We start from the raw sequence: 21,826 nt of genomic DNA, 5'->3' as shown, positions 1-21,826 counted from the left end.
TCCGGCTTGAAAGAACAGATACTGCGTTTCTTGGGGAGCTACTTCCCTGAAGCACGCATGCTTGATGGAAAGAAGAGGTGGTGACCCCTACGGGAATCGAACCCGTGTTTCAGCCGTGAAAGGGCCGCGTCCTAACCGCTAGACGAAGGGGCCACGCTCGTTGCGAGAGCGCGCATCTAGGGGTGGAGGATGAATCGGTCAAGCCCGTATCCATGGGTTTCTTGAAAAATTGTGCGGATGGGCACTTAATCGGCGAATGCCGCGTCTTCCAAATGCAACTCCGCCGCAGGGCGCGGACCCCAATCATCAATCTTCACCCGACCTGCTAGATGGAAGCGACGTCCCTTACTGCGATGGAGCAAAGTCTGCGCCATTTCTGTCTCGGCCGCGCGGAATGCAATTCCTTTGAAAGAGCGACCGTCTTCTCCCGATGCAATGATGCGGAGGTGGTCTTTTCCGACGATGTCAGCCTTCACAATCCGGACAGGGCCAACGGCAACGCGTGGAGCGGGCCATCCCACTCCATAGGGACCAGCAGTTTCGAGCGTGTTGACCAAGTCAGGTGTCAGGCCGCCCGGTGTGAGTGATAGGTCAAGTTTCATCGATTGCTCTGTTCGAGCACGATCCACATCTTTGGCCAACCGTGTGTCCAGAAACTCGGCAAAAGCCGCCAATTTTTCGTTTTGGATGGTAAGGCCAGCGGCCATTGCGTGACCGCCGCCTGCCACCAAGAGCCCTTCTTCGCGTGCCGCGATGATTGCCGCACCAAGATCCACTCCGCTGATTGATCTACCGGACCCTTTCCCGGTTCCGTCTGAGTCATTCGCAATCACAATTGAGGGCTTGCCAGTCTTTTCCTTAATCCGCCCGGCGACGATACCGATCACACCCGGATGCCATCCATCACCGGAAATGACGTGGACTGCCATATTGTGCTGGTTCAAAAGCTGCGCCTCGGCGGCTTCCTGAACTTCGGCTTCAATAGCACGCCGCTCTTCGTTGAGCTTCGAAAGTTGTTCAGCTATTTCGCGCGCTTCTTCGGGATCATTGGTCGTGAGCAGCCGCACTCCTAGTGTCGATTCTCCAATCCTGCCGCCGGCATTTATCCGCGGGCCCAATGCAAAACCCAAGTCGCTAGCCTGAGGCGCGCGCTTTAGCCGACTGGCATCCATCAATGCTGCCATGCCGATGCGCTCTCGTCGGGTCAGGATTTTCAGGCCTTGGGCAACGAATGCTCGATTAAGGCCGTGCAGAGCGGCGACATCTGCGACTGTTCCTAAGGCCACCAAATCAAGTAGAGCCATCAAATTTGGCTCTTTGCGCTCTTCAAAAAAGCCTTTGGTGCGAAGGGTTCGGACCAATGCAATGGCGAGCAGGAAGGCAACGCCCACAGCGGCGAGGTGACCGTGGCTCGCCGCCAGATCATTCTCGTCAAGACGGTTAGGATTTACCAGCGCCGCAGTCGGCGGCAGCTCTGGCGAGCATTTGTGATGGTCAACGACGATGACATCTACGCCAGCATCCCGGGCCATCCCCAATGCCTCGTGAGCCATCGCCCCGCAATCGACGGTGACGATCAGGCTCGAACCCGCCTCACTCAGCTTCACTAGCGCCTCGCCGCTCGGGCCATAGCCTTCGAGCAGCCTATCTGGGATGTAATACCCCGCTTCGAGGCCCAACCCGCGTAGGAGCTCAACTAGCAACGCGGCACTCGTTGCCCCATCCACATCATAATCACCGTAGATAGTGACTTGCTCATTATCGAAAATGGCCTTTGCGAGCCTTTCTGCCGCTTGATCCATATCTCTGAATTCTGACGGATCAGGTAAGAAATCGCGCATGGTTGGCGCTGCGTGCCGTCCAACGTCGTCCTCGCTTACACCGCGTGTGATGAGCAATTGACTGAGAATGTCGTGCTCAAGGCTTTGAGCATCGCTCAAATCCATATTGCCGCCGCGCCAAAGCCAAGCCCGGCCTGAAAGCGACTGCGAAACACCAAGAACGTGGGACAGGGAATGCGGGGCCATGCAATACCAGTATCGTATTGCGCGGGTGGCGGACAGGGCAAGCCATTGACAATCTACAGCGCAATGCTGTTCCTGCAGACAATGTCCAATGCAAAGAATTTTCTGGTTGTTTGGCACAGCCGCACAGGCGCCAGCGAAACAATGGCAAGGGCCGTGGCCGATGTGGCAAGTGCACAGCTGATCCGCGCTCGCGACGTCACATCAGATGTGTTGCTCGCGGCGAACGGCTACATTTTTGTTTGTCCCGAAAACCTTGGCGGTCTCAGTGGCGAAATGAAGGAGATGTTCGACCAGACCTACTACGCAGCTCTCGGCAAGATTGAAGGAAGAGCATATGCGACAGTCATCGCGGCAGGTTCAGATGGCGAAGGAGCTCAGCGCCAGCTCGACAGGATTGTCACCGGTTGGCGCTTGAAACGGACGATAGAGCCCATGATCGTGAACTTTGCAGCGCAAACACCCGAGGCGATTTGGGCCGAAAAAACTGTACCTAGCCATGTTCTTGACGATTGTAGAAATCTCGGAAGAGGCTTTGAAGAAGGTCTTCTTCTAGGGTTGTTTTGAATAGGCCGCACCGAACGGTGTGGGATATGAAGAATGTAGACTCGACGATGACGGATTTTCCCGTCAGTGTCTCATCAGATGAAATCCAGCCGCGCTTGCAAGACTAAGGGGGGTCTTGGAAAATTTCGCAAAGTCATGACGTTACTCCCGAAGGGCTGAGCTTGCTGTTTGCGTCTGGTAAACGGCCTGACCCTGTCGCGATCAGAGACTTTGTAAGCGCTCTGAGGTCTGTCTCCATTAGTCACGGCCCACCGGCAGATCATTCACCACAACTCGTCGCAACCAAAGGAGAAGCTATTGCTCGCTCATCTTTTGGTGGGGCTGGTCACAAGGAAGACGTCTGGTTCGAGCTGCTCCTGCATGGGCTTACATTCGACCTGCGAGGGGTGGCCCCCGGAGCCGGAGAGAGCGTTCTCGAGGCGGAATTCGATTATGATTTTGATGAACCCGTTTCGTCGAAAAGATTTGAAGCAGTTCACCTCGCTCCCGGTCAACATCTCGCAGGAGGAGCCCGCTCGCTACCTGTGATGCGAGAATTGATTGCTTTGGCCTGCGAAATGATCCGTCATTTTGATGATCTGGCAGCAGTCGTATGGAAACCAGCCAGCAGCTTAATAGGAAGACGATATTTCGAATCCGTCGCGTCTGCATGGCTCGAAGGAGGGCCGTTTCCCGCTTTGGGTCTGACCTCTTTCAAGGTAACAAATGATGGCGCATTGCAAACCGTCGGACTTGACTACTGGACGGGTCAAGAATTGCGCATTGAGCCTTCACTATCCAGCGACAAGATTGAAGCAACGCGATTGGGTGCGCGGATTGTGAATCAGCTCGTCATTTCTGGAAAGCTTGAGAAAATTGAGCGGTTTGTAGCTCCCGATAGAAGCCGTCTGATATTACAGCCTTCGAGCAACGGCAAGCTGGTTCGAGTTTCGCACGAATAACCAATGCTACGTCTAGGGGGAACAGCCGATAGCTTAGGATATTTGAAGCGCGAACAATCGCGGAGAGCTATCCCATTTCGTAGCGTGAATAGAAGAAATTCGGCCGGTTATGATCCCGGTTTTCAACGGCACCATCTGTTACCCCGGCAATTGCTGTCCAAGCGATGCTTTGGTCCAATGTTCACGCAAGTTGGGCGTACAAGCGTCGGTTTTGACGATTTCCGGTATAACGGGCTTTTGCTGCCCGCGAACGAAGCCACCACTTTACGAACTGGAATGCCGCTGCACCGCGGTCCGCACCGCCGCTATAATGAACTGGTCATTGAGCGGGTGGGGCGGATCGAAGCGCATTGGAGGGTGGCAGTTCAAGAAAGTTCTGAAACCGCATTTTCCGATATTTTGATGCGCCTGCGATTGTTGCAAAACGCTATACGGCGCAGATTGCTTCAGGAACGACGCAGGTTCCTGCTCAATCGGAATGACCCGTTGGGGACAGGTTTTGATTTCAATGAGTTGGACGCAATGGCTGAAAGCTTGTGGCAGGCGGATTGAACCGCTCTACCAGCAAGCAATCAAGTTCAGTCGCGCCAAGGCGCATAATCTGAATCCGCCAGCATCCTGGCTTTGGCTGTGTGATACTCACGCTCCATTCTGGAGACCATGTCTTCAACGGTGCCCAGTGTTTTGACGGCGCCAATGCCCTGACCGGACCCCCAGATGTCTTTCCAAGCTTTGGCCTTTGTGTTGCCGCCAGAACCAAAGTTCATCTTAGACGGATCGCTTGTTGGCAAATCATCAGGATCAAGGCCTGCATTTTCAATCGAAGAACGCAGATAGTTGCCGTGTACGCCAGTGAAGAGATTAGAATAGACGATCCCTTCCGCAGACCCATCAACGATGCCCTGTTTGTAGGCTTGATCAGCGTTGGCTTCTTCGGTTGCGATGAATGCGCTCCCCGCATAGCCGAAATCTGCGCCCATCGCTTGAGCGGCGAGCACCGAAGCGCCGTTGGCGATCGAACCGGACAGCGCGACCAAACCATCAAACCATTCGCGGATTTCCTGCATCAGGGCAAATGGCGACTGGGTGCCAGCATGTCCGCCGGCGCCAGCTGCGACGGGGATGAGGCCGTCAGCCCCTTTCTCGATTGCTTTGTTGGCAAAACGATTGTTGATCACGTCGTGCATTGTCACTCCGCCCCAATTGCGCACGGCGTCGAAGATTTCGGTCCGTGCGCCTAGTGACGTGATTACCAATGGAACTTGCCATTTCTCGCATGTGGCCATGTCGGCCATCACCCGGTCATTGGATTTGTGTACGATCTGGTTAACCGCAAATGGAGCAGCGGGCCGATCCGGATTCTCGCGGTTGTGCTTGGCGAGCTCTTCGGTGATCTGGTGAAGCCACTCATCCAGCAACGTTTGAGGGCGCGCGTTCAAAGCTGGAAAGCTGCCAATGATTCCGGCCTTACATTGGGCGATCACCAATTCAGGACCGGAAACAATGAAAAGTGGTGATCCGATCAATGGTAGGCGAAGGCGATCAAATGGGGCGGGAAGGGGCATGCATCTCTCCTAGAACAGTCTTGCCAGCGCGTTAGGTTGCAAAATGCAATCAGGCAAGAACGTGTTCAACGCGGTAGAAGCGTGCTGCGTTCCCAGCAAAGAGTGCGGCCTTCTCTTCAGCGCTTGCACCGCTCGCAATTCTTTTGAACGCGTTCCACAAAACGGGATAGGTCGCGCCCCAGCGATCAACCGGATAATTGCTTTCGAACATGGCGCGTTTTGTCCCAAACGCTTCGATGCATGTTTCGATATATGGCTTCCACAGACGAGCGAGTTCTTCCGACCCAATGCCAGCTGCGGGACCTTGTTCAGGCATGGCGCAATTGTGCATCGCCAAGCCGCCGAGTTTGACCATCACGTTTTCGCATTTGCCAAGTTCGAGGATGTTTGTGCGCCAGACATCAAACCGTTCTTCCAATTTGCCGGCGTAACTCGCCATCCCAAGGGGTGTTCCGCAATGATCAAGGCAGATCGGCGTGTCGGGAAAGGCGCGTGCTAGGTCGATCACGTCGGGCAATTGCGGCTCAAGAATCCACGCATCGAAGCTCATCCCGCGTTTGCTTAACTCGGCGAAACCTTCACGGAATTTCGCGTCGCGATACAATTCGGGAGGTGCGTGGAATGGAGGGCCAAGCACTTCGGGGTCTGCATCCCAAGCGCCCTGATGACGAATGCCTTTAAATCGATTTGGTGATGCCGCGAGCAACGCATCGAGGACCTCGCCAGCGCTGCTTCCTTGTAGCAAGTCTGCGTGCCCCACGATCCCGGTGCAGAGGCGCGCATTTCCATAAAGCCCACTTGCCGATTGCGCCGCCACGCCATTTACAAATTCGACCTCGCCAACAGTCTTTTTGGCTTCTCCATAACCAGCGTTATAAAATGCACCGCATTCCATGAAGATGGTTGCGAGAATGTTGTGACCGCAGGCGACTTCTGCGTTGAACTGATCAAAAGCGTAATGCGCAACCGGCACTAAGCCTTCGATAAAGCGGTGCCGTGGTTCCGGAAACATCGGTAACATTGGGCGCAGATCCCAAAGATGATGATGCGGATCGATGATCGGCAGATCAGGCTCGATGATGGCTTCGGTCATGTTTCAATCTCTCCCAAGGCGCAGGCTTCAAACCTGTCGCTATCGCGTGTTCTTGGTTGAATGACACACACAGCGTGAGGTGGGAAGTATGACGGCTTTTTGCGCTGCACCATTTTTCACAAGCCAAACGCCGAATTGTTCCCTATAGGCGCACCAACCTTCGCGTGACCAATGCGTCCCGCCCGCCAGCTTAAACACATTCTGTCGGTCAATTTTTCCCGCTTGGCGCAAATGATGCGCGCTTGCGCAGCCAGAGTTTTATCTATGACGTTTCCAACGCTTCCAGCCAGTCTTGCCGATGCCCTTACAGAGCGCGAATATTCCGCCGCAACGGACGTGCAGGCTGCTGTTCTTGAACCAGAAGCACGCGGGCGCGATCTGGTCGTTTCCGCCCAGACGGGTTCGGGCAAAACAGTCGCTTTCGGTCTAGCAATGTCGGACGAGCTGCTGGACGAAAATGGCAAAGTGCCTTTCGCGATTGCTCCGAAAGCTTTGGTGATCGCACCTACGCGCGAACTTGCGCTGCAAGTCAGCCGCGAACTTGCTTGGCTCTACAGCAAGGCTGGCGGGCGCGTTACAACCTGCGTTGGCGGCATGAACCCGTCGCAAGAGCGCAAGGCGCTTCGCAGCGGCGCGACGATTGTTGTCGGTACGCCGGGCCGTCTTCGCGATCACCTTGAGCGCGGCGCGCTAGACCTGTCGGAACTTGCCGTTGCGGTGCTCGATGAAGCCGACGAAATGCTCGATATGGGCTTTCGCGAAGAGCTTGAAGCTATCCTTGACGCGACGCCGGATGGACGCCGCACATTGCTGTTCTCGGCCACGATGCCGCGCCCGATTGAGGCACTCGCCCGCCGGTACCAACTCAACTCCCTGCGCATTGCCACCATTGGTAAGGAACGCGGGCATGGCGATATCACTTATCAAGCGGTGACCGTTTCTCCGCCTGAAATCGAGAATGCCGTCGTCAACTTGTTACGTTTTCACGAGGCGGAAACCGCTATCTTGTTCTGCGGAACACGCGACAAGGTGCGACACCTGCATGCGACGCTTCAAGAGCGCGGCTTTGGTGTTGTTGCGCTGTCCGGAGAGCATTCACAGCAGGAACGGAACCAGGCGCTGCAGGCATTGCGGGACAAGCGCGCCCGCGTTTGTGTGGCCACCGATGTGGCCGCGCGCGGTATCGATCTCCCCAGCGTCAGCTTGGTCGTCCACGTCGAAATTCCTCGTGATGCCGAAACACTTCAACACCGCTCTGGCCGAACCGGACGTGCCGGTAAGAAAGGCACCGCTGTCCTGATCGTGCCATTTTCGCGTCGCCGCAGGGTTGAAAGCATGCTGCGCAATGCGAAGATCAACGCCGATTGGACCGATGCGCCGGATCGCGATGCGATTAAAGCGAAAGACCATGAACGGATGCTTGCCGAGCTGCTTAAGCCGGTGGAGATCGACGAAGCTGATCGCGCAATCGCCCAGAAAATTCTCGCGGAACGCAGCGCAGAAGAAATCGCGGCGATGTTGGTGCAAACGCACCGCGCCAAGATGCCTGAGCCGGAAGAATTGACAGCGAACACACCGGAAGCTCGCAAAGCGGCGCAAAAAGACAAACATCGTCCCGGCTTTGAAGACACGGTCTGGTTCAAGATGGATATTGGACGCCGCGAAGGGGCCGATGTGCGTTGGATTTTGCCGCTGATCTGTCGCCGCGGCCATGTAACGCGCAACGAAATCGGCGCAATCCGGATTTCGCAAGGCGAAACGTTCTTCCAAATCCCCCGTGCGCATGCTGACAAAGTCGCAGACGCAGTGCAGCGCACGGCCGAGAATGACAAAGACGATCGCCCGGTAAACATCGAGCAATCCGACGAAGCGCCGCGCGATGCAGGGCGCCGCAACCGCCGTGAAGGTGGGGGCGGAGATGACGGCCCTCGTGGCGGCAGTCATGTAAAGGCAAAGCCGTTCCGCAAAGGCGGCGGTAAATCGTATGATAAGTCGGGCGGAAAGCCGGATCGCAAACCTGCAGGTCAGGGTAAGCCATGGGAGGGCAGGGACGCCAAGCCAGGCAAGAAACACAAACCCAAAGGCAAATTCACCGGCAAGCCAAAAGGCAAGGGCGGCGGCTATCCCAAGAAAGGCGGAAAGCCGCCGAAAGACTAAGGGCTAGCGCGCAATCAAAGCGTCACCAATCGCTTTGTTGAGGTATTGGGCAGACGCGGTGTTTGCCGACACAACGACAACGCGTCTTTCTGTGTCGTCTGTCGCAGGTTGTACCACGAACAATGAGCGGTAGCCCGCATTCGCGCCTGTGTGCGATACTTCGAGTATCCCGCTGTCGCCTGCGGTCGTAACCATTACGCCCAGTCCGTAGTATGAGTCCGGACCCCAGCCTGTCTTGGCGAAGGGCTTGATCATTTCCGACGCGATTTGAGTTGGAATGGTATTTTCGGCGCCCGCCGCCGCATCCATCACCGCAGCCACGAACCGTGCGTAGTCTTGCGATGTTGTCCAAAGCCCGGCAGCCGCTTTTTCCGGATAGATGTGCCAGTCATCATCTAGCGAGCTGAAGACCCCTCCGAATGGATCAAAGCCAGCGTCCGCCCCAACGATCTCGAGCGGGGCAATCCCGTCTCTTTCGACTGGCTGGGTAAATGTGCTTTGGTTCATGCCGAGAGGGGCGAGCAGTACTTCCTCGGCAATTGCTTCGAATGGCTTCCCGGTCACTTCCTCCGCCCATAATTGAGCGATAGTGTATCCTCCGCCCGAATAGCGAAACTTTCCCGGTTCGCCGTCAAATGTGAGCTGCGATTCAATCAGGCGCGGCGGCGCATTGATGACGTCTACGGTATCAGGAACCTCGCCGTAGCGCGGGTATCCCGGGTATCCGGATTGCGATGCACCGGTTGTGTGTGAAAGCAATTGGCGCAGCGTGATCGGCCTGTCGCCTCCCTCAAGCGATGCAATGTCGAGTGACCTGATTTGGTCCCTGATGTCATCGTCGATGCCAACACTCCGCGCTTCTGCAACCATCAAAATGACAGTCGAGGCGACAGCCTTTGAGAGGCTGGCGACCTGCATCACGCCGCCTTCATGCGCGCGCCCAAAATAGAGATTTTGCGGATCGCTATCACCGTCAATCACAGTCACGCTGAGTGCAGTAACACCGAGCTTTTCTGCTTCTTCTGCGATTAACTGCTGGGTTTCAGTCGGAGATGCAGCGGTAAGGTTTCGCTCAAAATCGGGATCAAGTGACGGTTCAAGAATGCCGGCGATGATGAATGCGCCTGCGCCAAGAACAATCGCAAGGATGATCCCAATACCGATCCTCTTCTTTGTCATCGCTATTGGTCCCCCAAAACCGCGTCTCCGTTACTTCACCGCAGAATTTGCCACGCTGAGTACGGCGCGAACGCTGGCGGTTGCGATGTCCTCATCGATACCGCAGCCCCAAATGATCTCGTCTCCTGACTGGCACATTAGGTACGCGGCGGCACGCGCGTCGCGACCGGTGCCCATTGCGTGTTCGGAGTAATCGAGCACTTTGATGTCGAGATCGAATGCGCCTTCGAGCGTGCTGACGACACTTGAGATCAATCCGTTGCCGCGTCCCGAGACGCTTTGCTCGCCGCCATCGACCGCGATCTTGCCAGCGAAAACACGTGTCCCGTCTGAGGCGCGATTCTCCTCGTAATCGACAAGGCTGAAACGGCGATCTTGGCTTTGTACATGGTAGGCTGATTTGAACGCTTCCCAAATATCAGCCGCATTGAGTTCACGGCCGAGCTCGTCCGCCATGCGCTGCACATGTTTGGAGAAATCAGCTTGCATCTTTTTCGGCAGTTTGAGGCCCTGATCCTGTTCGAGCACCCACGCAAAGCCGCCTTTGCCTGATTGCGAATTGACCCGGATAACAGCCTCGTAATCGCGGCCCAGATCAGCGGGGTCTATTGGCAGATAGGGCACGCGCCATTGTTCGTCATTCTGAGTATTGTTGGCCTCAAATCCCTTCTTGATTGCATCCTGATGCGAACCGGAAAATGCGGTGTAGACAAGCTCGCCCCCATAGGGATGGCGTTGATGTACAGGCAGATCGTTGCAATATTCGACTGTCTCGATCACGCGGTCGATATCGGAGAAATCGAGACGGGGATCGAGGCCTTGCGTGTAGAGGTTAAGCGCCATTGTCACGAGGCAACAATTGCCTGTGCGCTCGCCATTGCCGAACAGGCAACCTTCGACGCGGTCGGCTCCGGCCATCAGGCCAAGCTCTGCTGCGGCGACACCGGTTCCGCGATCATTATGCGTATGTAGCGAGATAATTGCGCTCTCGCGGTTCGGCAGATTGCGGCAGAAATACTCGATCTGGTCGGCGTAAATGTTGGGTGTTGCCGCTTCGACTGTGGCGGGCAAATTCAGTATGATTGGCTTTTCAGGGGAGGGCTGAAGAACGTCCATTACAGCCGCACATACTTCGATCGAAAAATCGAGTTCGGCTGTCGAGAATGTTTCTGGCGAATATTGGAAATGCCAATCGGTTTCAGGGCGCTTGGCTGCTTCATCGCGCATAACCATGGCGCCGGTCTTTGCGATTTCGCGCACTTCATCTTTCGACATACGGAATACAATGTCGCGCCATGCCGGACTGACTGCGTTGTATAGATGTACGATTGCTGCGCGCGCGCTTTCCAAGCTTTCGAAAGAAGTGCGGATCAGGTCTTCGCGCGATTGCGTGAGGACTTGCACAGTTACGTCATCCGGGATCGCGCCAGATTTCACGAGGCCGGATATAAAGTCGAATTCCGTCGCGCCTGCGCTGGGGAAACCGACTTCGATTTCTTTGATGCCGACTTCAACCAATAGATCAAAGAAGCGCCGCTTTTTCACGGCATCCATTGGGTCGATGATCGACTGGTTGCCATCGCGAAGGTCCGTGGAAAGCCAACGCGGCGCTTTTTCGATCATGCGTGTCGGCCATTGGCGGTCAGGCAAATCGATCTGCCCAAACGGGCGATACTTCGTGGCGGGATTCTTGAGCATGGTCATGGAAACAGAAGCTTTGCGAATGGTGTTTTGAAGATTTGGTGGCCTATCCCTTGGAAGCTAGGCCGCATTCACTCGCACGCAGCCGGTCACCCCCAAGGGCGCATAAGTCGTAGGTTTAGGCTGCTGATCCGTGTCATAGGCAGTGTTCTTGCCGATTTGCCCTGCGCGCTCAAGCTTTTTGGTAAAAAATTCACCAACCGTGTAACTAGTGATCAGGATGCGCCGAACTCAGCTATGTCAGCGGGCAACAGGCTGCTCGCAATGAGACAGAGATTAATTGGAGGAATACCCCTATGAAGAATTCAGTTTTCAAATCCGTTCTTATCAGCGCTCTGCTGGCTACCGCTGCAGCGTGCAGCGCCCCTGCAACCGACACCGCAGATGCCGGCGAAACAACCGAAGCGGTTGCTGAGGCTGCGTACTACGCCGATCTCGGCGGTGAACCGACAGGCCCGATCCACACCGCTTCAAAAGGCGATACGCTCGCAGTGTCAGGTTATGACGTGGTCAGCTATTTCACCGGCGACGGTGTTCCTGTCGTAGGCACAGAGGATTTCACTGTCCGCTACAACGGTTACGACTATCGCTTTGCCAATGAAGGTAACGCAAAAACGTTCATTGAAGATGCGGCCAAATATGCACCTGCTTATGGCGGCTATTGCGCATGGGCGATTGGTGCGAACGATGCTCTGGCGCCGGGAGACCCCGAAGTTTATGAGATCGTTGACGGCAAGCTCTACCTGAACTTCAATCAAGATGTGCAGGGACGTTGGCAGGCTGATATCCCGGGCTTCATTGCTTCGGGTGACACCAACTATCCAACCCACTCGCCAGACGAGCATTTCCAAGATTGATCACACACCATTAGTGATCTCAACGAAAAGGCCCCGCCAGCGTTTGCGTTGGCGGGGTCTTTGCATTTTGTGATTGCCTCACCCGCAACGAGCGTCGCGAATGATATCCTGACTATCGAGCATAAGGTTGAGGCGCGGATTGGTCGCGTCGGGAGCGATGGTTTCGGCACCGGGGCGAATGAAACGAATTTCACGGCCCGCGCTCGCTACGATTTCAATGTCAGTGCGAGTTGGGGCGTCGGCCACGCGGCCGATGAAGGGCCCCATCTTATTCGCATCACATGTTACTGCATTCGGATCTGTGGCGGTCCCTGCAACGAACGCTCCCGCAGCGGCGTTGGGCAAGGGCTGGGCAACCGTCGGGCTTACGGCAGTGCTTGGTGTGGCTGCTGTCCCGCTTGTGTTAGCTTTGGCTGCTCCATCCGGCCCATTGATCCGGGCCGCGAAATCTTCAGCGGCCGCATTTGTTGTCGCAGCATTGTCAGGTTTCTCACCGCAAGCAGCAACCATCATCAAGCCAATGGCGGCTAATGAAGCGCGTTTGATAGTCATGATCTGTCCCCACACAAGCGCGTGTATCCGACGCTTAAGACGCGTCTAGTTTTGCATCGCAATGACAGTCAATGGGCCATTGCATCCATGCGATGAAGAAAAATTCAAAATTTTTTCACGATCACTGTCACCAAATGCGTGGTCCCTGCGAACCTCATAATGTGCGCGGCCATTCGGCGGCTCTCAGGATTACCCCGCCAGTTCCCCTGCTGGTTTACCCCTGATGATCCCGCCTGAAAGCCAACCGAATGGTCGCTGCACCAACGAGTTTTTAGGAGACCCCCGATGAAGTTCCGTACGATCTTGATTGCCGCCGCTGCGCTTGCCGCACCGATCGCTGCAATCGCACCAGCACAAGCAGACGGCGGCATTTTTGTCGGCGTCAATCAAGGCAACATCGCCGTTGGCGGCTTTGACACCGTCAGCTATTTTCAAGGCTCCGGCGTGCCAGTGAAAGGCGATGCCCGATACACGGTCCAATACATGGATGCCGAATGGCGTTTTTCGAGCCAGGCAAATGCGGATGCGTTTAAGGAAAACCCTGCAGCGTATGCTCCGCAATATGGTGGCCACTGCGCATGGGCGATGAGCCGCGGTTCGCTCGCCCCCGGTGATCCGCAAGTCTACAAGTTGGTCGATGGCAAGCTGTATCTGAACTTGAACAAGCAGGTCCAATCGATGTGGCTGAAAGACATTCCCGGCTTCATCGCCAAGGCAAATGTTGCTTGGAAAAGCGTGCCCGATGGAAAGCGCTTCGGCGACTAATCAAATCCCCGAATTGAGCGCTCTGGTTTAACCCCTGACCCCCAATCCGCCAGAGCGCTCAATACCCCTAGAGAGTTTATTACCCCCGAGAGAGAAGTCTGAAAGGAATACCCCAATGTCAAATTCAAAGAGCCTCGCAAAAATGTTGATGGTTGCTGGCGGACTGGCCGTTGCAACAGCTGGAACACCTGCAATCGCAGATGTTCCATGCGGCCCAAGCACCAGCGCAACAAGTTCATCTTCTGGCCTCTACGGCGGCAATCGCGCTGCTGAAGCCCGTGCCGAACGCAAAGCCCGTAAGGCCGAACGCAAAGCGGCTAAAAAGGCCGCCAAAGCGCAAGCCTGTGCTGCGGCTGCATGTGCAGCAAATGCGTGTGCTGCATCAGCTTGTGCAGCCGCCGATTGCGGCGCGGCAGCTGATGCCTGTGCGGCAAGCGGCTGTGAAGCGAATGCATGCGCTGCGAGCGCTTGCGAAGCAGGAGCTTGCGCACCGAAAGCCTGACGGTGCGCATCTTGGGGTGTGGCAGGCTTATACTTCCTCCTAGGTAAGTCAGCTGCACCCCATTCTTTTCATGACAAGGCTTAGGAGGATAGACGACCCGCGAAGCGATTGCTTCGCGGGTCGTATCTATTGGCTTTTAACAATCAGTTGAGTTGTCGCGAAAGCGGCCCATCAGAGTCGGGATGTCGTATTCGCTTTCCGGCTCATAGGCATCGCACAGTTCGTAATTGGTATCCTGCGCAAGACAACCTTCGCCGCAGACCATCTTGGCAATTTCGCGATTGCCATCGATCCACCAGAACCGTCCGCCAGGCGTCGCGAGATACCCATCCATACCAAGCGCAGAATCGCTTCGCATATCGAGAACCGACGGTACTTCGCTGTCATATTGATCGTTTTGTGCGGCATGCGTGTGAAAGCTGGCGAGCGGCTTCATGCCTGGTTCGTCAAAGAACGCGATGCCGCAGCTCGCTTCGTCACCGGGCCTTGGCGAAGATGCACCGAGCTCGCCATTGCTGCGCTCAAAAATGATACCGCAAAGCTCGATATCTTCGGCAAACGAACGTTCCTGCAACGCATCAAGCTGTGCTCGTGCGAATGCCTGCACTTCGCTTTGTGTCGTAGTGACGACGAAGTCCTCGGGGCCCTTCACATTGAAGTAGGCGCGCCCGACAATTACGACCCATGCAAGTCCGCAGAGGCCAAATATAATGAGGGTGGTGGAGCGGGTGTTGTTCATATCACCCGCTCCGGTGCCCTTAGTTTTTCGATTTGTCGACCAGCTTGTTCGCGCTGATCCACGGCATCATCGCGCGCAGCTCTGCACCGGTCTTTTCGATCGGGTGCGCTTCGGCGCGTTTGCGTGATGCTTTCAATTCAGGCTGGCCAGCGCGGTTATCGAGCACAAAGTCCTTCACAAAACGGCCTGACTGAATGTCATCCAGCACACGCTTCATTTCGGCTTTCGTTTCATCAGTGATGATCCGCGGACCAGTTTTGATGTCGCCATATTCGGCAGTGTTGCTGATCGAATACCGCATATTGGCGATGCCGCCTTCATAGAGAAGATCGACGATCAGCTTGGTCTCGTGGAGGCATTCAAAATAGGCCATTTCCGGCGCATAACCGGCTTCGGTCAATGTCTCGAAGCCCGCCTGGATCAAGTGTGTGATGCCGCCGCACAAAACGGCTTGCTCACCGAATAGATCGGTTTCGCATTCTTCGCAGAAATTGGTTTCGATAACACCGCTGCGTCCACCGCCCATTGCGCTTGCATAAGACAGCGCGAGCGATTTTGCGTAGCCATTGCCGCTGTTCTGCGAAGCTTCCTGATGAACGGCGATGAGGCAGGGTACGCCGCCGCCGCGCTGATATTCGCTGCGCACGGTATGACCGGGGCCTTTCGGTGCGATCATGATTACATCGATATCGGCAGGTGGTTCAATCAGGCCAAAGTGAATGTTGAGACCGTGTGCAAAGGCGAGGGCGCTGCCCGACTTCATATGACCAGACATCTCATCGGCCCAGATTGCGGCCTGATGCTCATCCGGCGCCAGGACCATGACCAGATCGGCCCATTGAGCTGCTTCGGTGGCGTTCATGACATTGAAGCCAGCTTCTTCCGCCTTCTTGCGGGTCGAAGAGCCGTCACGCAGGGCTACAGCGACCTCTTTCACACCGCTATCGCGCAGGTTTTGAGCGTGGGCGTGGCCTTGGCTGCCATAGCCAACAATGGCGACTTTCTTGTTCTGGATCAGATCAAGATCGGCATCTGCGTCGTAATAGACTTTCATCTTTGTATCTCCTTAGGCGCCCGTCGCGCCGCGTATCATTCCCACAACGCCCGAACGGCCAACCTCGACAAGGCCGAGACCGCGCATAAGGGCGATGAAACTGTCAATCTTGTCCGGCGCTCCAGTGAGCTCGAACACGAAACTTTCGGTGGTGGTATCAACCACACTGGCGCGGAAAATGTCCGCAACGCGCAAGGCTTCGACACGCGCATCGCCTTTTCCGCTGACTTTGATCAGGGCAAGCTCGCGTTCAACGTGTGGGCCGGCCGTGGTGAGGTCGGTCACGCCGTGAACTGGCACAAGCCTTTCAAGTTGCGCCTCAATCTGATCGATCACCTCGGGCGGACCGCTGGTGACGACGGTAATCCGACTGATCGCATGGTCGTCTGAAATATCGGCCACGGTCAGGCTGTCGATATTGTAGCCGCGCGCGGTGAACAGGCCAGTGATCTTTGCGAGGATACCCGGCTCGTTATCGACGGTAACGTTGAGGACATGCCGCTCAGAAGCTGCGCTCTTTATCTTCATTACACCAGTGCCTTTGCTTCATCGTCCATCGTGCCGTCATGCTGATCGCCATAGAGCAGCATTTCCGTGTGCGCTGCGCCTGACGGGATCATTGGCAAGCAGTTTGCATCACTTGCTACACAGCAATCGACGATGACCGGGCCATCATGCTCCATCATCTGCAGGATACCAGCATCGAGGTCTTTCTCGTCCTGAATGCGGATACCTTTCCAACCGTAAGCCTCACCCAGCGCTACGAAGTCCGGCAGGCTGTCGGAATAGCTGTTTGAATAGCGGCTTTCGTAGGTCAGTTCCTGCCACTGCCGCACCATGCCCATATATTCGTTGTTCAGAATGAAGATTTTGACCGGCAGGCGGTATTGGCTCGCGGTGCCGAGTTCCTGAATGTTCATCTGGATTGACGCTTCACCGGCAATGTCGATCACTAAAGCGTCAGGGTGGCCAAGCTGCGCGCCAATGGCCGCCGGCATGCCGTATCCCATTGTGCCCAGACCGCCGCTGGTCAGCCACTTGTTCGGTTTATCAAAACCGAAATACTGTGCGGCCCACATCTGATGCTGACCGACTTCGGTGGTGATGATGGGGGAGCGTTCTTTGGTGAGGGCATAAAGCCGCTCGACCGCTTTTTGCGGCATGATAGCGTCTGGGTTCTTCTTCGACTTCTCAGGGTAAGCGAGGCACTCGCGCGCGCGCCATCCGGCGATGCGGGCTTTCCACTCGCCAAGGTCCTGAGCCTTGCGCTCGCCCCATGTTTCAATCATTTGACCCAGAACAGTCGCGCAATCGCCAACAATGCCAAGGTCTACAGGCACATTCTTGTTGATCGAGCTGCGATCAATGTCGATGTGGATTTTCTTACTGTCGGGCGAGAATGCGTCCAGCCGCCCGGTAACACGATCATCAAAGCGGGCCCCGATGCAGATCATCACATCGGCGCGGTTCATCGCCATATTGGCTTCGTAAGTGCCGTGCATGCCCAGCATGCCGAGCCAATCAGGATGCGTGTTCGGGAAACAGCCAAGGCCCATTAGCGTCGACGTAACAGGGGCGCCTGTTATATCCTGCAACTGGCGCAGCAATTCGGTCGCTTCGGGCCCCGAATTGATCACGCCGCCGCCTGTGTAGAAGATCGGTCGTTCTGCTCCTGCGAGCATCTCGACGGCTTCGATGATATGCTCTGGCGACGCTGCCATTTGCGGCGCGTATCGGTGGGCTGCGGTCAGCTTTGACGCGCGATTTTCAGAAGGAACAGCGATCTGCACGTCTTTTGGAATGTCGACCACAACAGGGCCAGGGCGTCCTGTGGTTGCAATGCGGAAGGCTTCCTCAAGCGTCGCTTTCAAATCAGCTGGGTCTTTCACGAGATAATTGTGCTTAGAACAATGCCGCGTGATGCCGACAGTATCGGCTTCCTGAAATGCGTCTGTTCCGATTAGGCCAGTGGGAACTTGTCCTGTGATGACGACCATCGGGATCGAATCCATGAACGCATCGGCAATGCCCGTCACAGCGTTTGTAGCGCCGGGGCCGGATGTGACGAGAACAACGCCCGGCTTGCCGGTCGCCCGGGCATAACCTTCTGCCGCATGCGCCGCGCCTGCTTCATGGCGCACGAGAATGTGGCGGATGCGTTCTTCACCAAACAGCTCGTCATAAATGGGCAGCACTGCACCGCCAGGATAGCCGAATACGAACTCGACATCCTGATCGACCAGACATTCCATCAATAAGGCGGCTCCGGAGCGCTGCGCCAACATACTTCTCCCAAATTAAAAACGGCTCGAAGCGGTTATTCGCATCGAGCCGATCTGGACGTATTCTATTCGAAGAATCCTAGATCAACCCGTTCTCACCTACGATTAGGACGATAATCATGATCTGGATGCCTTCACCTTTGTTGCCTGACGAGGTGTAACGATAATCATATGCGAAACCAAGAGGCGATTGTGCGTTACGAACCGCCTTACGCAGCTCCGATATAAGGCATAATCTAATGCGTCAACGCCTAATTACGTAATAATGATGCAAAAATACTATCCATATCGACATTTTGAGATTCAATGCGGTTCCAATCAGATGGCGACTGGTTGCGGAGCCAAGTGAATTGCCGCTTCGCGTAATTGCGCGTGGCCTGTGCTCCGCCCGCTATCATCGTTTCTCGATCAATCTCGTCTTTTAGAAATGCAGCAATCTCCGGCACGCCGATTGCGCGCATCACAGGCAGGTCCGGCGAAAGGCCGCGCTTCAGTAGAGCTTCGACTTCGGCAATCGCACCGTCTTTCAACATCTGCTCGAAACGCAACCCGCAGCGATCATATAGCCATTGGCGTTCTGGCAGCAGGACAGCGGCCGTAAGGTCCACATCGTCACCGATACCGCCAGTTTTTGCGAGCTGCCAATCCCCGAGCGTCACCCCGGTTGACCGCTTCACCTCCAGCGCGCGCGCGATGCGTTGGCTGTCACCCGGTGCGAGCATGCTTGCTCGTTCCGGGTCTTCGATCATCAGCGCGGCGTAAGCAGCGTCTGTATCAAGCGCGCGGGCGACTTCGCGGATTTCGGGGTCAATCTCTGGGATGGGGGCGATCCCTTCAAGCAGCACCTTCATATACATGCCCGTCCCACCAACGAGGACGGGAAGGGCACCTGCTTTATGCGCCTCGGCGATCACAAGCCTTGCTTGCTTTGCCCACTCGGCTGCCGAACAACTCACTTGGCCGTCCCATGCACCGTAGAGATGGTGAGGGCATACAGACTGCTCGTCTTGCGAAGGGGCTGCCGAGACGATCGGGATATCGGCATACACTTGCATACTATCGGCGTTGATAACCCACGTATCGAGCTTGGCCTTTGCGCGAGCCTTTGCGAGGTCCAACGCAATTGCGCTCTTGCCGCTAGCGGTTGGCCCTGCGATGAGCGCGAGCCTGTTCTTGGGCGATTTGTTCGGAGATGTTTTTGTGCTCATTGCGCGTCTGATAGCAGACACTGACGGCGGGGAAACGGGTGATCTTGAAAACCGTTTGAATGCGGCAGCAGATGCCTTCGCTGCTGAGAACATGCCTCTTACCTCAGCGGCGAAGCTTGATTTTGCCTCCTCCGCAATAGGCGGCGATGTTTTGCAGCTCAGCTTTAATGAAGGTGATCCGGCCAAGGTGCTAGCTGGCATCGACAAATTTTTTGCACCGACCGATGCGTTGGTGGCTCAGGACGAGATCACTTTCCCGCAGCTGTTTGTTTCGGACATGGATTCGACCATGATTGGGCAAGAGTGCATTGATGAGCTTGCAGATTTTGCCGGGCTTAAGGCGGAAATTTCTGACATCACTGAACGCGCGATGCAGGGCGAGCTCGACTTTGAGAATGCGCTGCGTGAGCGGGTTGCGCTGCTTGAGGGGCTCGATGAGGCGGCCATTGCGACCTGCTTAGCTGAAAGGATCAGCGCAACGCCCGGAGCGAAGACACTCACAGCGACGCTTGCTGCTCAAGGCACACGCTGCGTTCTTGTGACTGGTGGTTTTCATCACTTTGCTGATGCTGTTGCGGAAGAACTCGGCTTTCAACGCGTCGTTGGCAATCGGCTTGATGTGTCGGGGGGCAAACTGACCGGTCGTTTGGTCGGCGGCATAACCGATGCGACCACCAAGGCCTCTGTATTGGCGGAAGAAATCGGGATGCTCGGGCGAGCGGCCAGAAGTTTAGCAACCGGTGATGGTGCCAATGATATTCCGATGATTGAAGCTGCGGATTACGGTTTTGCCTATCGCGCCAAGCCGAAAGCGAGGGCAGCGGCTAACGGACGGGTCGATCGGGGAGATTTGAGCGCAATTCTGGCGCTGCTGGGGATCGCGCCCACGGATTGGATCGAGGGCTGATAACTGACGCGGTAACGGGATTTTACAGGCGTAGCGTAAAAAGGGTTTTGATTGAGAACCCTTATCAGCTATTAACATTGATGTAAGTAATGGCCTGCTAGTCGCATGGTCAGACAATACATCCAAAGGCCAACCGCGACATGACCACTACAACTATTCCCCTTCAGTCCTCCGTTGACGGAACAATTCTGCGCCATCCTGATCGCCCAGAGGCGCGCTATTCACTGCCTCGCGCGATTAAGAATTTTCGCTTGCTGATGAAGGATAAGGAAGACACCAGCCTCGTCTTTAAAATCTACGAATCTCTCCCCCCGCGAGGTTACGTAAACCGTGTTGCGGATGTGGTTTTGTCTGAGCGTGGTGAGGACTTGCGCCGCACAGAGCCGAATCTGCCGGAGATTCTCGACGACCACACTGAGCTTCGCAAAACGCCCAAAGGCAGCCTCGCGCACGCCTATTGCGATTTTATGGAAAGCGAAGGTTTGAGTGCCGCCGGGCTGGTCGCTGAATTTGATAAGCTGGGCCGTCCGCAATACCCCGACCTTATGCAGTGGTACATGGCGCGTTCGCGCGACACGCATGATCTCTTCCATGTCCTCACGGGCTATGGTCGCGACGCTTTGGGCGAACAATGCGTGCTGCTGTTCACACATGGGCAGAGCCCGAGCCAAGGCCATTTGCTGATCGGTTATGCCGGTTCGGCCAATATCAAAATGATGGTTCGCGGCAGTAAGGCCCCTGTCATGGGCGCGGTCCGTCAGGCTAAGAAAACCGGCAAGGGCGCGCCCAAGCTGCTTGAACAGCCGATCCGCGAATTGCTCAAGATGCCACTGGATGAGGTTCGGACTATGCTGAACATTCCGGAGCCAACCCAGTACCGCGAATGCCACCGCATTTGGCGCAAGGAGGGCATTGATCCGATGGATCTGCTCGCAAGTTCTAACACGCCGAGCGAACTCGTTTCTGCATAGAGCCACCGCTTTAGGTGGATTGAAAAGCCGCTAGAGCCAGCTCGCAATCTGGCTCAGTGGCTTTTTCTTTACTGCGTGCACAGGAACCGTTGCATCGTCCGTCGGGCGGCCGACAACGACAATCATCAAAGGTTTTTCCCACTCAGGTCGTTCGCACGCCTCGCGCAGAAAACCCATGGGCGAGGGCGTATGTGTCAGAGTTGCCAGTCCCGCCTCGTGCAAGGTCGCAATCAACATGCCGCATGCAATGCCGACGCTTTCATTGACGTAGTAATTCTGCGTCTTGCCGTCCTCTTCAATGCCGCCTTTTCGCTGGGCGAAAACGACAATCAGATAGGGCGCGGTTTCGAGGAACGGTTTGTCCTCGTCGGTTCCCAGATCGCTTAGCGCATCAAGCCATTCGTCTGATGCTTTAGGCTTGTCGCCTTCCGCGCCATAGAACTTGCGCTCCTCTTCCTCGGCAGCTTCGCGAATTGAGCGCTTTTTTTCCGGTGAAGAGACCACGGCGAAATGCCACGGTTGGTGATTGGCACCATTGGGGGCTGTGCCAGCGGCTTCGATAGCGGCTTCGATTGCCTCGCGCGGGACCGGCTCGTCCGAGAAGTATCGGCACGTACGCCGCTCCTTCAATCGGTCCCGAAGCGAGCGAGCACGCGCTACGCTTTCATTGTCGGTTAGTCTCTTCAACGAATAGGGAATTGTATCGTGTTCACGCATGGGATGTCTATGCGCAAGGTGGATTGATTAGGGAAGGGTGACCTT

21 protein-coding genes and 1 tRNA gene are annotated in these 21,826 nt (G+C 55.8%); 9 read left to right on the top strand and 13 right to left on the bottom strand.

Going from position 1 to position 21,826, the window contains the following annotated elements:
* Nucleotides 1–78: 78 nt before the first annotated feature.
* Both MWU39_RS07515 and recJ read right to left on the bottom strand, forming a co-directional pair.
* Nucleotides 79–153, bottom strand: a tRNA-Glu gene (locus MWU39_RS07515).
* A gap of 92 nt (nt 154–245) precedes the next feature.
* Complete coding sequence (recJ, locus tag MWU39_RS07510) at nt 246–2,027, bottom strand: single-stranded-DNA-specific exonuclease RecJ (protein WP_247159387.1); 1,782 nt, start codon at nt 2,025–2,027, stop codon at nt 246–248.
* A gap of 81 nt (nt 2,028–2,108) precedes the next feature.
* Between recJ and MWU39_RS07505 the strand changes: the two genes are divergently transcribed.
* The 3 genes from MWU39_RS07505 to MWU39_RS07495 all read left to right on the top strand — a co-directional run bounded on the left by MWU39_RS07505 (nt 2,109) and on the right by MWU39_RS07495 (nt 4,084).
* Nucleotides 2,109–2,591 carry an NAD(P)H-dependent oxidoreductase gene (locus MWU39_RS07505; protein WP_247159386.1) on the top strand — a complete coding sequence of 161 codons (483 nt, stop codon included), beginning with the start codon at nt 2,109–2,111 and terminating at the stop codon, nt 2,589–2,591.
* Nucleotides 2,592–3,148: 557 nt separating this feature from the next.
* Nucleotides 3,149–3,532 (top strand): DUF3383 domain-containing protein, encoded by a 384-nt coding sequence (locus MWU39_RS07500; protein ID WP_247159385.1) that lies wholly within the window; start codon nt 3,149–3,151, stop codon nt 3,530–3,532.
* A gap of 3 nt (nt 3,533–3,535) precedes the next feature.
* Nucleotides 3,536–4,084, top strand: coding sequence for an AHH domain-containing protein (locus MWU39_RS07495; RefSeq protein WP_281501090.1), 549 nt, complete (start codon nt 3,536–3,538; stop codon nt 4,082–4,084).
* Between the two features lie 26 nt (nt 4,085–4,110).
* Here the strand turns inward: MWU39_RS07495 and MWU39_RS07490 are convergent, their stop codons facing one another.
* Nucleotides 4,111–5,097, bottom strand: coding sequence for a nitronate monooxygenase family protein (locus MWU39_RS07490; RefSeq protein ID WP_247159383.1), 987 nt, complete (start codon nt 5,095–5,097; stop codon nt 4,111–4,113).
* 49 nt (nt 5,098–5,146) lie between these two features.
* Nucleotides 5,147–6,190, bottom strand: coding sequence for an amidohydrolase family protein (locus MWU39_RS07485; protein ID WP_247159382.1), 1,044 nt, complete (start codon nt 6,188–6,190; stop codon nt 5,147–5,149).
* 264 nt (nt 6,191–6,454) lie between these two features.
* On the opposite strand from MWU39_RS07485, the gene MWU39_RS07480 reads away from it, so the two are divergent.
* Nucleotides 6,455–8,347, top strand: a complete 1,893-nt coding sequence (locus MWU39_RS07480) for a DEAD/DEAH box helicase (protein WP_247159381.1) — start codon at nt 6,455–6,457, stop codon at nt 8,345–8,347.
* 3 nt (nt 8,348–8,350) lie between these two features.
* Here MWU39_RS07480 and MWU39_RS07475 read toward each other — a convergent pair whose 3' ends face one another.
* Together MWU39_RS07475 and leuA are read right to left on the bottom strand one after the other, a co-directional pair.
* A complete protein-coding gene (locus MWU39_RS07475) occupies nt 8,351–9,526 on the bottom strand; it encodes a serine hydrolase domain-containing protein (RefSeq protein WP_247159380.1) in 1,176 nt (391 codons plus the stop codon).
* Nucleotides 9,527–9,556: 30 nt separating this feature from the next.
* The gene (gene leuA / locus MWU39_RS07470) at nt 9,557–11,230 is read right to left on the bottom strand and encodes a 2-isopropylmalate synthase (protein WP_247159379.1); all 1,674 of its coding nucleotides are present in this window, start codon (nt 11,228–11,230) and stop codon (nt 9,557–9,559) included.
* A 293-nt stretch (nt 11,231–11,523) separates the two neighbouring features.
* Here leuA and MWU39_RS07465 point away from each other — a divergent pair, with 293 nt between their 5' ends.
* Nucleotides 11,524–12,084 (top strand): YHS domain-containing (seleno)protein, encoded by a 561-nt coding sequence (locus MWU39_RS07465; protein WP_247159378.1) that lies wholly within the window; start codon nt 11,524–11,526, stop codon nt 12,082–12,084.
* Between the two features lie 78 nt (nt 12,085–12,162).
* On the opposite strand, the gene MWU39_RS07460 is transcribed toward MWU39_RS07465, so the two are convergent.
* Nucleotides 12,163–12,636, bottom strand: coding sequence for a hypothetical protein (locus MWU39_RS07460; RefSeq protein ID WP_247159377.1), 474 nt, complete (start codon nt 12,634–12,636; stop codon nt 12,163–12,165).
* Nucleotides 12,637–12,921: 285 nt separating this feature from the next.
* On the opposite strand from MWU39_RS07460, the gene MWU39_RS07455 reads away from it, so the two are divergent.
* Both MWU39_RS07455 and MWU39_RS07450 read left to right on the top strand, forming a co-directional pair.
* On the top strand, nt 12,922–13,401 hold the full coding sequence (locus MWU39_RS07455) for a YHS domain-containing (seleno)protein (RefSeq protein WP_247159376.1): 480 nt from the start codon (nt 12,922–12,924) through the stop codon (nt 13,399–13,401).
* Nucleotides 13,402–13,516: 115 nt separating this feature from the next.
* Nucleotides 13,517–13,903, top strand: a complete 387-nt coding sequence (locus MWU39_RS07450; protein WP_247159375.1) for a hypothetical protein — start codon at nt 13,517–13,519, stop codon at nt 13,901–13,903.
* A gap of 136 nt (nt 13,904–14,039) precedes the next feature.
* Here the strand turns inward: MWU39_RS07450 and MWU39_RS07445 are convergent, their stop codons facing one another.
* The 5 genes from MWU39_RS07445 to miaA form a co-directional block, all read right to left on the bottom strand.
* Entirely contained in the window at nt 14,040–14,642 is a 603-nt protein-coding gene (locus MWU39_RS07445; RefSeq protein WP_247159374.1) for a DUF4329 domain-containing protein, read from the bottom strand.
* Between the two features lie 19 nt (nt 14,643–14,661).
* Nucleotides 14,662–15,696, bottom strand: coding sequence for a ketol-acid reductoisomerase (gene ilvC / locus MWU39_RS07440; protein ID WP_247159373.1), 1,035 nt, complete (start codon nt 15,694–15,696; stop codon nt 14,662–14,664).
* A gap of 12 nt (nt 15,697–15,708) precedes the next feature.
* Nucleotides 15,709–16,224, bottom strand: a complete 516-nt coding sequence (gene ilvN / locus MWU39_RS07435) for an acetolactate synthase small subunit (protein WP_247159372.1) — start codon at nt 16,222–16,224, stop codon at nt 15,709–15,711.
* On the bottom strand, nt 16,224–17,981 hold the full coding sequence (gene ilvB, locus MWU39_RS07430) for a biosynthetic-type acetolactate synthase large subunit (protein ID WP_247159371.1): 1,758 nt from the start codon (nt 17,979–17,981) through the stop codon (nt 16,224–16,226). The genes ilvN and ilvB overlap by 1 nt, the downstream gene beginning before the upstream one ends.
* A gap of 248 nt (nt 17,982–18,229) precedes the next feature.
* On the bottom strand, nt 18,230–19,186 hold the full coding sequence (miaA, locus tag MWU39_RS07425; protein ID WP_247159370.1) for a tRNA (adenosine(37)-N6)-dimethylallyltransferase MiaA: 957 nt from the start codon (nt 19,184–19,186) through the stop codon (nt 18,230–18,232).
* Here miaA and serB point away from each other — a divergent pair.
* Nucleotides 19,179–20,093, top strand: coding sequence for a phosphoserine phosphatase SerB (gene serB / locus MWU39_RS07420; RefSeq protein ID WP_247159369.1), 915 nt, complete (start codon nt 19,179–19,181; stop codon nt 20,091–20,093). The genes miaA and serB overlap by 8 nt on opposite strands.
* A 140-nt stretch (nt 20,094–20,233) precedes the next feature.
* A complete protein-coding gene (locus MWU39_RS07415) occupies nt 20,234–21,064 on the top strand; it encodes a Coq4 family protein (RefSeq protein WP_247159368.1) in 831 nt (276 codons plus the stop codon).
* Nucleotides 21,065–21,094: 30 nt separating this feature from the next.
* Here MWU39_RS07415 and MWU39_RS07410 read toward each other — a convergent pair whose 3' ends face one another.
* Nucleotides 21,095–21,781 (bottom strand): nitroreductase family protein, encoded by a 687-nt coding sequence (locus MWU39_RS07410; RefSeq protein ID WP_247159367.1) that lies wholly within the window; start codon nt 21,779–21,781, stop codon nt 21,095–21,097.
* Nucleotides 21,782–21,826 lie beyond the last annotated feature (45 nt).

The organism is Erythrobacter sp. F6033 (assembly GCF_023016005.1).
Lineage (GTDB): Bacteria > Pseudomonadota > Alphaproteobacteria > Sphingomonadales > Sphingomonadaceae > Erythrobacter.
The sequence above is the reverse complement of the archived record's forward strand: the minus strand, read 5'-3'. Positions and strand labels throughout refer to the sequence as shown.

What these genes read in the sequence shown, in the direction of transcription:
- MWU39_RS07415 (WP_247159368.1), top strand. Translation starts at nt 20,234, where the DNA reads ATGACCACTACAACTATTCCCCTTCAGTCCTCCGTTGACGGAACAATT.
- MWU39_RS07485 (WP_247159382.1), bottom strand. Translation starts at nt 6,190, where the DNA reads ATGACCGAAGCCATCATCGAGCCTGATCTGCCGATCATCGATCCGCAT.
- ilvB (WP_247159371.1), bottom strand. Translation starts at nt 17,981, where the DNA reads ATGTTGGCGCAGCGCTCCGGAGCCGCCTTATTGATGGAATGTCTGGTC.
- MWU39_RS07480 (WP_247159381.1), top strand. Translation starts at nt 6,455, where the DNA reads ATGACGTTTCCAACGCTTCCAGCCAGTCTTGCCGATGCCCTTACAGAG.
- leuA (WP_247159379.1), bottom strand. Translation starts at nt 11,230, where the DNA reads ATGACCATGCTCAAGAATCCCGCCACGAAGTATCGCCCGTTTGGGCAG.
- MWU39_RS07505 (WP_247159386.1), top strand. Translation starts at nt 2,109, where the DNA reads ATGTCCAATGCAAAGAATTTTCTGGTTGTTTGGCACAGCCGCACAGGC.
- ilvC (WP_247159373.1), bottom strand. Translation starts at nt 15,696, where the DNA reads ATGAAAGTCTATTACGACGCAGATGCCGATCTTGATCTGATCCAGAAC.
- MWU39_RS07445 (WP_247159374.1), bottom strand. Translation starts at nt 14,642, where the DNA reads ATGAACAACACCCGCTCCACCACCCTCATTATATTTGGCCTCTGCGGA.
- miaA (WP_247159370.1), bottom strand. Translation starts at nt 19,186, where the DNA reads ATGAGCACAAAAACATCTCCGAACAAATCGCCCAAGAACAGGCTCGCG.
- MWU39_RS07460 (WP_247159377.1), bottom strand. Translation starts at nt 12,636, where the DNA reads ATGACTATCAAACGCGCTTCATTAGCCGCCATTGGCTTGATGATGGTT.
- ilvN (WP_247159372.1), bottom strand. Translation starts at nt 16,224, where the DNA reads ATGAAGATAAAGAGCGCAGCTTCTGAGCGGCATGTCCTCAACGTTACC.
- MWU39_RS07475 (WP_247159380.1), bottom strand. Translation starts at nt 9,526, where the DNA reads ATGACAAAGAAGAGGATCGGTATTGGGATCATCCTTGCGATTGTTCTT.
- MWU39_RS07450 (WP_247159375.1), top strand. Translation starts at nt 13,517, where the DNA reads ATGTCAAATTCAAAGAGCCTCGCAAAAATGTTGATGGTTGCTGGCGGA.
- MWU39_RS07500 (WP_247159385.1), top strand. Translation starts at nt 3,149, where the DNA reads ATGATCCGTCATTTTGATGATCTGGCAGCAGTCGTATGGAAACCAGCC.
- MWU39_RS07465 (WP_247159378.1), top strand. Translation starts at nt 11,524, where the DNA reads ATGAAGAATTCAGTTTTCAAATCCGTTCTTATCAGCGCTCTGCTGGCT.
- MWU39_RS07410 (WP_247159367.1), bottom strand. Translation starts at nt 21,781, where the DNA reads ATGCGTGAACACGATACAATTCCCTATTCGTTGAAGAGACTAACCGAC.
- MWU39_RS07455 (WP_247159376.1), top strand. Translation starts at nt 12,922, where the DNA reads ATGAAGTTCCGTACGATCTTGATTGCCGCCGCTGCGCTTGCCGCACCG.
- recJ (WP_247159387.1), bottom strand. Translation starts at nt 2,027, where the DNA reads ATGGCCCCGCATTCCCTGTCCCACGTTCTTGGTGTTTCGCAGTCGCTT.
- MWU39_RS07490 (WP_247159383.1), bottom strand. Translation starts at nt 5,097, where the DNA reads ATGCCCCTTCCCGCCCCATTTGATCGCCTTCGCCTACCATTGATCGGA.
- MWU39_RS07495 (WP_281501090.1), top strand. Translation starts at nt 3,536, where the DNA reads ATGCTACGTCTAGGGGGAACAGCCGATAGCTTAGGATATTTGAAGCGC.